Source organism: Neosynechococcus sphagnicola sy1 (assembly GCF_000775285.1).
Classification (GTDB): Bacteria; Cyanobacteriota; Cyanobacteriia; order Neosynechococcales; family Neosynechococcaceae; genus Neosynechococcus; species Neosynechococcus sphagnicola.
Window position 1 is genome coordinate 1 of sequence record NZ_JJML01000047.1, and the last position, 12,644, is coordinate 12,644.

At 51.2% G+C, this 12,644-nt stretch carries 11 protein-coding genes and 3 pseudogenes; 6 read left to right on the plus strand and 8 right to left on the minus strand.

Annotated elements, in window-relative coordinates:
- The 3 genes from DO97_RS16685 to DO97_RS16695 form a co-directional block, all read left to right on the plus strand.
- The coding region (locus tag DO97_RS16685; RefSeq protein ID WP_036535606.1) for a photosynthetic reaction center family protein at window positions 1–415 on the plus strand (415 nt) is incomplete at its 5' end.
- A gap of 179 nt (window positions 416–594) precedes the next feature.
- Window positions 595–1,203, plus strand: coding sequence for a hypothetical protein (locus DO97_RS16690; RefSeq protein WP_156120631.1), 609 nt, complete (start codon window positions 595–597; stop codon window positions 1,201–1,203).
- The gene (locus tag DO97_RS16695) at window positions 1,151–1,441 is read left to right on the plus strand and encodes a hypothetical protein (protein ID WP_156120632.1); all 291 of its coding nucleotides are present in this window, start codon (window positions 1,151–1,153) and stop codon (window positions 1,439–1,441) included. The genes DO97_RS16690 and DO97_RS16695 overlap by 53 nt, the downstream gene beginning before the upstream one ends.
- A gap of 9 nt (window positions 1,442–1,450) precedes the next feature.
- Here DO97_RS16695 and DO97_RS16700 read toward each other — a convergent pair whose 3' ends face one another.
- Entirely contained in the window at window positions 1,451–2,065 is a 615-nt protein-coding gene (locus tag DO97_RS16700; protein ID WP_036535613.1) for a Maf family protein, read from the minus strand.
- A complete protein-coding gene (gene psbP, locus DO97_RS16705; RefSeq protein ID WP_036535616.1) occupies window positions 2,065–2,616 on the minus strand; it encodes a photosystem II reaction center PsbP in 552 nt (183 codons plus the stop codon). The genes DO97_RS16700 and psbP overlap by 1 nt, the downstream gene beginning before the upstream one ends.
- 215 nt (window positions 2,617–2,831) lie before the next feature.
- On the opposite strand from psbP, the gene DO97_RS16710 reads away from it, so the two are divergent.
- Window positions 2,832–3,788, plus strand: coding sequence for a lysylphosphatidylglycerol synthase domain-containing protein (locus DO97_RS16710; RefSeq protein ID WP_036535619.1), 957 nt, complete (start codon window positions 2,832–2,834; stop codon window positions 3,786–3,788).
- Here DO97_RS16710 and DO97_RS16715 read toward each other — a convergent pair whose 3' ends face one another.
- From DO97_RS16715 to DO97_RS16725, 3 genes are read right to left on the minus strand one after another with little or no spacing between them, the layout of a single operon-like run.
- A complete protein-coding gene (locus tag DO97_RS16715; protein ID WP_036535622.1) occupies window positions 3,789–4,106 on the minus strand; it encodes a hypothetical protein in 318 nt (105 codons plus the stop codon).
- Window positions 4,107–4,118: 12 nt separating this feature from the next.
- Window positions 4,119–5,732, minus strand: coding sequence for a bifunctional pantoate--beta-alanine ligase/(d)CMP kinase (locus tag DO97_RS16720; RefSeq protein ID WP_052128881.1), 1,614 nt, complete (start codon window positions 5,730–5,732; stop codon window positions 4,119–4,121).
- A gap of 50 nt (window positions 5,733–5,782) precedes the next feature.
- Entirely contained in the window at window positions 5,783–6,937 is a 1,155-nt protein-coding gene (locus DO97_RS16725) for a septal ring lytic transglycosylase RlpA family protein (RefSeq protein ID WP_036535671.1), read from the minus strand.
- Window positions 6,938–7,386: 449 nt separating this feature from the next.
- Between DO97_RS16725 and purM the strand changes: the two are divergent.
- Together purM and DO97_RS16735 are read left to right on the plus strand one after the other, a co-directional pair.
- Window positions 7,387–8,414: pseudogene (purM, locus tag DO97_RS16730) on the plus strand (phosphoribosylformylglycinamidine cyclo-ligase).
- 973 nt (window positions 8,415–9,387) lie between these two features.
- Window positions 9,388–10,161, plus strand: coding sequence for a hypothetical protein (locus DO97_RS16735; protein WP_036535625.1), 774 nt, complete (start codon window positions 9,388–9,390; stop codon window positions 10,159–10,161).
- An 88-nt stretch (window positions 10,162–10,249) separates the two neighbouring features.
- Here DO97_RS16735 and DO97_RS16740 read toward each other — a convergent pair whose 3' ends face one another.
- The 3 genes and pseudogenes from DO97_RS16740 to DO97_RS31410 all read right to left on the minus strand — a co-directional run bounded on the left by DO97_RS16740 (window position 10,250) and on the right by DO97_RS31410 (window position 12,618).
- Window positions 10,250–10,852: a thioredoxin family protein gene (locus DO97_RS16740; protein ID WP_036535628.1), complete on the minus strand. Its 603-nt coding sequence runs from the start codon at window positions 10,850–10,852 to the stop codon at window positions 10,250–10,252.
- Window positions 10,853–11,067: 215 nt separating this feature from the next.
- Window positions 11,068–11,810 (minus strand): annotated as a pseudogene (locus tag DO97_RS16745) (ABC transporter ATP-binding protein).
- Window positions 11,811–12,618, minus strand: a pseudogene (locus DO97_RS31410) (ABC transporter permease).
- Window positions 12,619–12,644 lie beyond the last annotated feature (26 nt).

Below are 12,644 nucleotides of genomic sequence, written 5' to 3' on the forward strand. Positions count from 1 at the left end.
GGTGCGTGAAACCACCGAAGATGAGTCTCAGAACTATGGTTACAAGTTTGGTCAAGAGGAAGAAACCTACAACATTGTGGCTGCCCACGGCTACTTTGGTCGGTTGATCTTCCAATACGCATCCTTCAACAACTCTCGGGCGCTGCACTTCTTCTTAGGTGCATGGCCTGTGATCGGGATTTGGTTTACGGCTCTGGGCATTAGCACCATGGCGTTTAACCTCAATGGATTTAACTTCAACCAGTCTGTGATTGATTCCCAGGGTCGAGTGATCAATACTTGGGCTGACATCATCAACCGGGCGAACTTGGGTATGGAAGTGATGCATGAGCGCAATGCTCACAACTTCCCCCTGGATTTGGCTGCGGGTGAGGCGGCTCCGGTTGCTCTAGTGGCTCCTGCTATCCACGGTTAATTCCTCCTCGGTTAACGGTTGAGTCTGTTAAGTCATCAGCGCTCCCTTCCCAGGGGGCGCTGATGATGTTGGAAGCAATTGGAACGATCACGATGGATCAATTTCCACTAGTGCTAATACCTCCTGCCATCCGACGTCTAAGGTCTGAGCTTCCTCCTGTACCACCCTTTCAGGATCAGATGCCTGTGTGCCCTCGGGTTGACTTACAACTCATCAATATAAAATTGATATTTCTAGAAGCCTTGGGGCTGATGATCTTAGGAATTATCTTCACCCAGTTCTTGGGTTACTTGGGAACTCTGGTATTGCTTTTAGGATTGGTGGGTTTAGCAATTCAAATCTGGCAGCAACGCCGCACTTACGCCCAACGGGCTCGGGAATATCACCAACAACTGGAAAGCTATTATCAAGCCCTGGAACTATACTGCAAGAAAGAACTTTGCTACCAAGCCGAGATGACGGCAGCTTGTAGCCCTGATAAGGTTTCTGCCTACCAGTACCCACGACTTTTAAAAATTCTTGGTCGCACGGTGGTCGAAGATGGGGTGACCACGATCGCCCCTACATCCCCCGCGATCGCGATGTGGCTGCCAAGTCTACACCACTATTTCCCAGACAAAATCTCCACGGGTCTCTGGTTCAAAATGCCCCTAGAGCAACGACCCTATACGATTGATCTAGCTTACATTGACCCGGCGATCAATTTGCGCATTGCCATTGAGGTGGATGAACCCTATGACCTGGAATCGCTACAACCGACGCAGTTTTTTGCGATCGCGCGCCGATGAAGCCTGGAATACATTTTTCCTCGGTCAAGGCTGGCTCGTTGTCCGCTTTAGCCTCCAGCAAGTGACAGCGCAGCCCCAGTCCTGTTGTCGCGCGATCGCCCAGGTTCTCCACCAATTACTCGCGGACCCATTGCTATTGAAGCCTTTCGAGGAGGTACCGGAGTTAGTGCCAATGCCGCGATGGACTGAAGCGGAAGCCCGACAAATGCTAGCGCGGGAAAGGGTACTCTCAGAGTAAAGGACACCCTTAGGCGGGCTGCCAAAACTGTGAGACTTCATGGCCTAACTGCTGCACCATCTGCCGGAGCAGGGGTAAACTCAGACCAATGACATTGCTGTGACAACCCTCTAGTTTGTCTATAAACAGACCCCCACGACCCTCTAGGGCAAAGCAGCCTGCACAATTCAGTGGTTCGCCCGTGGCGATATAATCTGCAATTTCGCGATCGCTGATTTGGGCAAAATAGACCCGCGTTACCTGGGCTTTCACCAAGAGGCGACGATCTGCTGCCAATCCATCCACTAAGGCATGGCCGGTCCATAAATCCCCCACCTGACCTCGCATTTGTTGCCAGCGTTGGAATGCATCGTCGGGATCCCTTGGTTTACCGTGAATGGTGCCGTTGAGGGCCAGCACTGAATCGCAGCCTAAAATCAGCTGGGGAAAGGCACCCTCCTCCGGCAGTTGCGCAGCAACGGCTTCTGCTTTCAAGCGGGCTAAGGCTTGCACCAGTGCCAGGGGATCACTGAGTTGTACCTGGGATTCATCCACCTGGCTGGGAAAGACAAGCGGTGTGATGCCAGCACTTTGTAATAATCGGTAGCGTGCGGGTGAGGCAGAGGCTAAAACAAAAGTACCCATTAATAATTAACTTGGAAGGACTTCACAGCCTGTTCTAGTAAGGAATGAATCTTAGACCAGCGCTTCTCCGTGGTTGAAGCATTAAACGTATAGAGCTTCCCCCGGCTAACGACGGCACTGGCAAGGTTGTGTCGCTGCTGCTTGTTAGAGAGGGTGACGGCGTACTCTAGCAAATAATAGGTTTTAGCATCTATCTGGCGGGCTTCGGCATTTACCAGCTCGGCTTGTCGTCCCGATCCAGGAGGGGCGATCGCAGCTTTTGAGAGGCGATAGCCGACTTCACCCGGAGTGCCCAAGTCCTCAAGAGTTTTGCCAGCCGGAATCGGATTAATTACCACACTGACATTTTCGCTCTGCTCGATCAAGTCGTGAAAAACAATATCGGGGCCGCTGGTTACCTTGACAGGTGCCCAACCGACTGGATAGAGGAAGGCGTAACCATCGGAACTGTCTACGTAGGGTTGGAGACCACCCACGGCTAAGGCAGCTGGACAGGGACTCAGACTCAGACTCAACATGACCAGCAACATGGCTGCAAGCTTTTTCAGCATTTCCTTCACTCCTTCCGTGGCGGTGCTGCGGCCATCCCATCCGGTACTGTCTTGAGGAGAGATGCAACCTTTCTATTCTCCCATCAATCATTTCCCAGAGTTGGCTGTCAACGTGCAGTTGTATGATTTGGAGCAGCCTATGATCATATCCATCCGTATAACGCTGAATACTTGCAGGCTGCACCCTTGAACTTTCCCAGGCTCCTCCTCCCGGCATGAAACAACTTTGGATATCTCTCAAGCCCTATCTCCGCTGGGCAATTCTGGGAGGAACCCTTTTTTTTGTCGCCAAAGTCTTGAAAGACAATTGGCAAGAGGTTGCCGCTACCCGTCTCGATCCGGGGGGCTGGATCTTTCTGATCGCTGCCTTGGTGGTGACGCTCGCTGCCCACACTTGGGCGGGGTGTGTCTGGGGCTGGATTCTTCGGGACCTCTATCAGTCAGTTCGCACCCCTTGGGCGATTCGTGTGTATCTCAAGACCAATATTGCTAAGTACTTACCGGGGAATGTCTGGCACTACTATGGACGCATTGCCGCCGCCAAAACCATTGGGATTTCCCTGAGTACAGCTGCGTTAAGTGTGTTGCTAGAACCCTTACTGATGGCAGCGGCAGCCCTACTGCTCATTTTGGTCGGGAGTCAACAATCTTGGACAAAAATGCAGGGGGTGTTGCATGGCCTGTCCATTGTAGGCGTGGTCGGGTTGGTGTCTGGCCTGGTTGTGATTCATCCCAGGGTGCTGAATCCGCTGATGCGGTTTTGGAGCCGCCTCAAAGCCAAGGCAACCCATGGATTCCCCGCTGATGCTTCCACCTCTTATATCCGCTGCTATCCCCTCAAACCCCTGATGGGAGAACTGGTATTTCTCTCCCTGCGCGGCGCGGGATTCTTCTGTACGTTGCTGGCATTTAGTGTCATTCAGCCCAGTCAAGTCATTTTGGTGCTCACCACCTTTAGCCTTGCTTGGTTCCTGGGCTTAGTGCTGCCCGGAGCACCTGGGGGCATTGGGGTGTTTGAAGCTGCCGCGATCGCCCTGTTAGATAAATCCTTTTCACCTGGAATTGTCCTGACCACGGTTGCCCTGTATCGGCTGCTCAGTATTCTAGCCGAGACCCTGGGAGCTGGTCTCGTCTGTTTAGAAGAACGCTATTTGATGCATCCGGTTGACTAATCAAGTGGTTCCCAGGGTGATGCAACAGGTCAGCAGCAGGTTAATCAGGAGCAACACCGCCATGGTTGACTGAGTGACTTGGGGATGGGAGGACGGTACCACTAGCTGCCGCACCAAAATGGAAGCCATGGTTCCGGTGGTATAGCTCATACATAGGATCAAGTAAGGCCAGCTGACGGAGAATTGCCAGATCAGAGCGCAACCCCAGATCATAAACCAGCCTAATGCCAAAACCCCCATTACCAGTTCAATAAACTGTGGTGGGTGATTCCGACTTTCTTGCACTAGGGTGCGCCACCAGAATTGACACGCTCTCATGGGAACCTCGACTTATGTCGGTTCGCGACTGCTTAGCTTCTCAGATGTCTGGCCCATTCTAGCCCCCTGATAAAGCTGGACAATTTGGTCAACTACTTGGTCAATGGTCAAGCCATCTGTTGGTATTGCAATTGCGTCCCCTGCTTGGCGTAAGGGTGATAAATTGCGTTCACTATCCTGCTGGTCTCGTGACAGAATCGCCTGCTCTAGCTGTGCAAGGCTGATCTCCTCTTTGCCCTGCTGCTGCAATTCCAGTTGTCGGCGGCGGGCTCGTTCTTGGATGGAAGCGGTGAGGAAAATCTTGACCTCGGCATCGGGAAACACATGAGTGCCAATATCTCGGCCTTCCATGACAATACCTCCCTGGCGACCAAAACGGCGTTGTTGGTTCACCAAGGCACGACGCACAGCGGGTTGGGCAGCGATCGCAGACACTTTGGCAGTGACGGCTAAACTTCGAATTTCCTCGGTGACATCCTCTCCCTGTACCCACACTCGGAGAGTATCGTTCTCGGTGCCGATCTCGATCTGGCATTGGCTGACCAATTCAGCGATCGCGGGTTGATCGGTGATCTCGATCTGGTTTTGTAAGACGAACCAGGTAATTGCCCGATACATTGCCCCCGTATCGAGATAGAGAAGCCCCAAGACTTGGGCAACCCGGCGAGCCACGGTGGATTTCCCAGCCCCTGCGGGCCCATCAATGGCGACAATGGGGCGGCGATTGCGCAGCAGCAGATTGTCGATCAGGCGGGTGGAACCGAGATAAGCCGCGATCGCCAAGAGTCCTTGGTCATCTAAAGTGGTTAAAGGCTTGAGGCTTTCGGGATCGACCAACTCAATATAATCAAGCTGTACCGTTGGCGCGGTTGCTAAGGTCTGGTTCACTGCCGCAATCAGCACCGGGGGCGATCGCTCCCCCGACCGGAATAATTGCTCAGCTCGTTGTAACCCTGCGAAGATCACCGCCGCTTCTTGGCGTTGTGGTGCTGATAAATACTGATTTCGCGAACTCACCGCTAAACCACTGGATTCCCGAACCGTTGGACAGGCGATAATCTCAACGGGAAAATGCAGATCCAACACCAACTGGCGGATGATCGCTAACTGTTGCGCATCTTTCTGCCCAAAATATGCTCGGTCGGGTTGCACCAAATGGAACAGCATCGACACAATGGTGGCAACTCCCTGAAAATGCCCCGGTCGAGAGCGTCCACAGAGGCCAGCGGTCAAACTAGGAGGGGGGAGCACCTGGGTTAATTGCCACGGCTTCTCGAGTTCAGCCCCTTGTAGCTGTAATGCCGTTGACGTTGGGGTAAAGAGCACATCTATCGATGCCTGCTCACACAATTGCCGATCTTGCGCTAGGGAGCGGGGATACTGCTGCCAGTCCTCTGTAGGGGCAAATTGCAGTGGATTCACAAAAATGCTGACCACAACCAGATCATTGTCACGCCGTGCCTGTTGGATCAAGCTGGTATGTCCCTCATGGAGCGCCCCCATGGTAGGGACAAAGCCAACACTGGGCTTGGCTGCACAAGCGAGCGCTGGGTGCAGCCATTTAGATCCATTGAGAATCTGATCGAGATAGCAGCGTAATCCTGCAACCGTCGAGAAGCTGCGCATGGGTTTGGCTAGGTCAACTTTTTGCTAGCCCTAGTCTAGCAGTGGGTTAACTACTGCCCCAGTACCTCCAAGCGTACCGGAGCCACGCCGCTACTGACCAAACCAATGGTTTGCGCTGCCGCTGTCGATAAATCGATAATCCGACCATGGGAAAAGGGGCCACGATCGTTGATCCGTACCACCACCGAGCGACCATTATCGACATTGAAGACTCGCACCCGCGTCCCAAAGGGCAGGGAACGGTGAGCCGCAGTTAAATCGTATTGATTGAAGGGTTCACCACTGGCACTGGGACTGCCATGAAAACCAGGCCCATACCAGGAAGCCATGCCACTCAACTGGAAGCGGACAGGCCCAAAAGCAATCTGTTGCACCTGCGACCGCGGCTTGCCAGCAACCTCCCGCAGGGGAGGGGCATTGCCGAGGAGGCGACGCAGGCGGTTGGCAACCTGTAGTGCCGTAGCTTCCGAGTTCTTTTGCTTTCCGGGAACCAGGGTGGAACTGTCAAGGGTGACGAGCAATCGACCACCAGCTTCGATGGTGTAGCGATCGCGCCGCACCCCGGTGGCATCTGGTTCTGCTTTCCACTGGACTTTGATGGTAGTGGGATCGATCTTGTCTCGTGATAGTTGATTCAGTTGCGCCGCCACCGCCGTTGCCCGCCAAACTGGATCGGTGATTGCGGAGGTGGTGAGGCTGGAATCGGGGGAAGTGGCGCTGGAAATAGCGGTGATGCCAGTGACCGCTGTGGAAATGACTGCAGATTTAACGTTGGCATTCAGCGGCGAGACTGCATTTCCAGGCGTACCCATTTTGATCGTCTGGGAGGAACGGCGACCAGAACCTAAGAAAGTTAGGATAGGGAGATTCCGGACATACAGGGTTGCAGCCTTGCGTCCAGACCATTCATGGGGTTGGATTTTGGCGATGATTTCTCCACTGACTTGAGGCGTGGAAGGAGCTTGACGTTCGCCTACTTTTACAACATCACTGCGCTGCAGTTGCGCGGGGTTCAAAGGAATAGAGGTGGGAACTTGTGACAGTTGGGAAAGTGGTTTGATGGCAAACGGTACAGCCCCTGAAGACGGGATAGTATCTTGACCTTGAGCTACTGCTACACTCTGCTTCACCTGGGAGGCATAAGCTGTCCCCAGGGCAGCAACAAGTATTGCGAGTTTAAGGCCATTCCAATGTTTTTGATTCATACGTCCATAGGTGAAGGTCACTAAGGAGGCGAGCGCAAGCCTCAAATCGGCACTGATGAGGGGAACCCCCTGCCACCGAAAAACTCATACTCGTTCCGTGTTCACTTTTGGTGAGTAACTGCAACAGACTATCACGAACTTCCTAGCTTCGGGATCAGGGTAGTACCTGCCTGACCCACAATTAAGCCTTAGCTCGAGACTCAGAGGTCTACAGGAAAAACTGTTCCTGACTGACTTTCCGCCGTCTCAGTACCCTAAAGTAATATATTAATATATCGAAATATTTACAAAACTTTACAATTTGTCGATGTTTTTGCCCCTCAAATGCTCCTATTGGGGGATGCTCGATGATGAAGCTTGGGTAAAGATGGTGCTTTTTAAGGAAATTCGGCATTGCTGGGAATTGATGAGTAAAATACACCCTGCATAGAGTGTTGGCGATGTAAATCATGGATTATCGTGAGGCAGGGGTCGATGTGGTGGCGGGTCGCGCATTTGTAGGCCAGATCCGCAAGCTAGTAGAACAAACTTACCGTCCGGAAGTCTTGGGGCAACTGGGTGGATTCAGTGGCTGTTTTCAACTGCCCACGGGTTATCGAGAGCCAGTCCTGGTGTCAGGAGCGGATGGCGTTGGCACGAAACTGAAGCTCGCTCAAGAGCTGGACTGTCACCATACTGTTGGCATTGATCTGGTCGCCATGTGTGTGAACGATGTCCTCACCTGCGGGGCGGAACCCTTGTTTTTCCTCGATTATTTGGCAACCAGTCAACTCAACCCTGCCCAGTTGACCCAGGTGATCACGGGCATTTCCCAAGGATGCCAGACAGCAGGCTGCGCTCTGCTGGGCGGCGAAACAGCTGAAATGCCAGATTTTTATCAACCCCAGGAGTATGACTTAGCTGGCTTCTGCGTTGGGATTGTGGAAAAAGGGCAGATGTTGGATGGTTCCCAGGTTCAGGTGGGCGATCGCGTCATTGGCTTAGGCAGTCAAGGGGTTCATAGTAATGGTTTTAGTCTGGTGCGGAAAATTGTCCGAGATCGTGGTTGGCAGTGGAGCGATCGCCCCAATCTCCTAGCTGGAGAAACCTTAGGAGCAGTATTACTTACACCGACCCAAATCTATGTCAAGCCAGTTTTAGCAGCGCGGCAGGCGGGTCTGATGGTTCATGGCATGGCTCATATCACCGGGGGGGACTGCCGGAAAATTTACCCCGTTGCTTGGGAATGAATCAAAGTATCAAAATAGACATTAGCACCTGGGAAATTCCCCCGATCTTTACCTGGCTTGCCCAGGCAGGAGATGTCAATCTTTCCGATATGTTCAACACCTTTAATATGGGAATTGGCTATGCCCTGGTTGTGCCTCCCTCCCAGGTAAAAGCAACCCTTCGCTGGTTTACTGACCGGGAAATGAATGCCTGGGAAATTGGCGGTGTCATCAATGGCGATCGCGAATTGCTGGGAATTCCTGAATAGGCCGGGATGCAGGCGTTGCTTCATCCAAGTATGCATCGAAGAGCTTAACAATGCCACAAGCCAGGTACAGGTAAATTTTGGGATTGCCAGAAAGAGTAGATTCATACCGCTAATCAGCAACACCGGAATGCATTGGCAGAGCCGCTGCGAGCTAGAACCCTCTTCGAGGATGGCACACAGAGTAGTGATGCCACAAACACAGACACCTCAGAAATCAAAGTCCAAATCCCTTGGGTTTTGAGTGTTACCGCCAGTGACTTCAGTGCAATTCAGTGTTGTGGAGATTAGCCATGCTCTTGATCAAGATCCCACCGGATTCCTAGCTTTCTCCGCTGCTAGAATCATCTCCCCAGGGAAGGTAAACTTTAGTTGCACAGCTTTGATCCCAGCCCAGAACAGATTATATTTAGAGGTGAAGCAGACAGGCTTCCCTGGCAGATTCAACAGCCAAGTTCACATCAAATCAATGAGGTAAAAAAGCTGTTATTTCTCCGATCTGTCTCGTTAACCAACAGCATCACCCAAACGGCAAGCTGATACTTCCTCAATCTGAAACATAGGGAGATAGGCAACTAGTTGTTCAAGAGACTCTTGCAATTAGTGCAACTCTGTAGTTAAGACATAAGATGAGGAGTTTACTCGGTGGACTAGTCTTGGGTGTTGTTGTTTTTAAATGAAATTTTATTATGTTCAATTCCGTAGATTTAAATGCTGAATTTCTCAGTCAATCGAAACTAAGGCTATAAATAAAACCAAAGCTGATCTCTTCAGTCTCTGAAAGTCTGCCCAGGATGGATTGTAATCGGGGCTTAAATCACCAGAGTCACCCAGTGGGTTGGAAGGCATCTGTAAATCAGAACTGCCTCTAGATCTTCGGTAAAGTGATGGGCAACACTGTTTAGACCACAGTTTGCGGCTAGAACTTCTAGAGAGTTCTCTGCATCCCTTCCTTCTCATTCAGATAGCATTCATCATGGCAATCATTGCCCTTAAGGCCTGGTATCTTCAAGAGTATGAACCGCTCCGAGACTTAGAAAAGCGTCCCCATGACCTGCGGCTCAACAAAAATAGCCTCTTAAAGTCAGCCCTGAGGGCAGACTTCCTTGATGACAGTGAAACGGTCAAGCACTCAGCTTGGTTCCAGCGCTATCTCCAAGGCGAGAGGGTTGAGTTTTATATTGAAGGCAGTGGTGGCTATGCCATTGCCAATATTGACCTCAGCAGCCACGAAATTTATTTCATCAAACAAGAGGTTCTGGCTCATTTAGAACCAACGATTTTCTTCTGTTACCAGACGGAATACCCTGTCTCCAGTGATTTATTGCGAGACGAACTGAAGCAGACGATTGCCACACTGAACCATCGGGCACGCCTGCCCATTCTCTTGGAAGAGTCCCATCGCCTGACGGAAGGCCCCCTGCGACTTAACAGTACCCTGATCCGCAAAATGCGTCTGAGCCTGCTGCTGGTTGCTGATGTCACCGCGATCGCCCAGATTCCAGGAACACCTCCCCAACTGATTCCCAGTCCCAAGGTTTGTGTGGAGGTCGGCTATGCCTTGGAAAGTAAACGACCGGAACAAATTTTATTACTACACCAAGAGCGGGCAGAAATGCCAGGGCAATTTCCCTTTGATTTGCCTAGCCCGAACCGCTTCAGCTTTCAGACCCAGGCAGACTTACACAAAGCCTTACCCCAGATGATTTCCACCCAGCTGCGGCGATATCATCTCTTCATTGATGCGTGACCCGTGAAGATTTTTTGATGGGTTAAAAACCCTCAAAAAATCACTTCAATTCAAGCCCTTGAGCCATCAACGAGTGGCTGACAAAGTCTTAGTTTTTGGGAACAGCAGAGACACCGTAGTAATCGGGTTCATGGCCGGGTCGCCATTTAATATTGCAGCCAATACTAGGGCGTTGCTCTAAGGGCAGGGGCTGGTGGGCGAGAACTGCATCAATGGCCGTTCGTAGATCTCGACCATCCACTGGCAGATTGTTGCCCGGACGGCTATCATCTAATTGCCCCCGATAGACCAACTGGAACTTACTATCAAACAAAAAGTAATCAGGGGTACAGGCGGCACTGTAAGCCTTGGCGGTTGACTGATCCTCATCGAAGCAATAGGGGAAGGTGAACCCCAGCCGCTCAGCCATTGCCTTCAGGTATTCCGGGCTATCTTGGGGATGGGTCTCAATACTGTTGGAGCTAATGGCTACAATTCCCAGGGGTTGATGCTGATAATCCTGACCGATGCGCGCTAACTCTTGCTCCACATGCTTGACGAAGGGGCAGTGCTCACAAATAAACATCACCAAGAGTGCTTGTTTGCCTGCGAAGGTAGTCAGGGAAATAGTTTGCCCGGAAACAACATCGGGTAACTGAAAATCTGGAGCCGGGGTGCCCAGCTCTAACATCATTGAGGCAGTACGTGCCATTGTCTGAAGATCCTCCTAATCTGAGTCGTAGCCAGGAAAGGCTTGAGATATCGTGCTGGTCAGGCAGCTTAGATCATTCTCGGGGCTGACGCAAGGGACATTTGAACCGATGGGTACTTGGGTTGTGCCACCAATTACTTTGACTGCATTTCCAGCTTAATTTGATCCATCGTTCTTTAAGACCCTTTATCCATCAACTCAAGAATAACGGAGTTCTAGTTGTAGTAGCGAACGGAGTGTAGATAGTGATCCAGCGCTTGATCGGGGCTACCGATAAACTCAATTTGTCCCTTATTTAACCAGACTACACGTTCACAGGACTGGCGGATAAAGTCGAGATCGTGGGAAACCACCAAGACCGTCGCATGGGCTTCCCAAAATTTCTCAATCCGCTGTTTACACTTACTTTTAAAGCTTTCATCGCCAACGGAAAGGACTTCATCCAAAATTAGAATGTCCGGCTGTACATCTGTGGCGATCGCAAACCCGAGCCGCGCCACCATCCCCGAAGAAAGTGCTTTCACTGGTACGAGAGCATAGTCTTCTAGTTCAGAAAATTCTAAAATTGACCGCGATCGCCGGAGCATTTCAGACCGGGAGAACCCCAGCAGCACGCCATTAAAAATAATGTTGTTGTTCACCGACATCTCTGGATCAAAGCCAGCCCCCAGCTCAATCAGGGGGGCGATTTTACCCAATACCTGAACATTACCTGTGGTCGGCCGGAGAATGCCACAGATGATCTTGAGGAGGGTAGACTTCCCGGAACCATTAGAGCCGACGATGCCGATTTTCTCGCCGGTCTTGACCGTCAACTCGACCCGATCCAAGATTAATTTTCTTGCTGGTTTCCGGTACTTGCCCTCCAAAAACGACAGCACGGTTTTTTTAGGTCATAGGTGTACTCCTCTTGGGTTCGTCGCCACAAAGAAACCTGATTGAGCCGAATCACTTCCATCTAAAGCAAATCCATAAACTGCGATCGCGACCGACTGAAGCAAAGCCATCCCAACCCCAAAATCAAGAGACTGCTCAATAATGCCTTTCCGATCAAAATCAGATCAGGGGCAGTTCCCACCACAGCAATCTGACGCAAGCTCTCAATAATGGAAGCCAATGGATTCAGTCCTAATAACTTTTTCACATTGCCCTGCACAATATTTGCCGGATAGAAAACGGCACTGCTCATCAAGATCACAAGGAGAATTAATTCATAGAAGTAGGGCAAATCTCGAAAAAATACGTAGAGGGCGCTGACAAAGAAACTCACACCCATGGAAACAAAGATCAAGGCTAGCAGTGGCAGCGACAGGGCTAAGACATTCAAAATGCTCCCTGACTTGATCAGCGCCACCACCGCTAACAGGGGCAGCACCCCCACCACAAATTGAAAGATGTTAGCCCCCACCATCGAGACAGGAAAAATGCTGATCGGGATACTGATCTTGTTCAAGAGCCCCCCATTGCCGACAATGCTTGGCAGGGCTTGGGTTGTGGAAGCCGAGAAAAAACTTGATCACCACCAAGCCCGTAAAGACGGCAAGGACATAGTTGAGAACCGAGTCACCATAGTAAGACTTGAAGGCAGCCCCAAAAATGGCGGTATAAAGTCCCGTCATCAACAGGGGATTGAGCAATGACCAATACACCCCCAGCAAAGAGCCTCGATAGCGAACTTTCAGTTGCCGCGCGATCAAAACCTGGAGTAACTCCCAATAGCGCTGTGCTTGTGCCCAATTTTTCTCGGATTTCAGCGAAAGTATCATAGTGAACGGAAGGCAGGGGGCAAGGT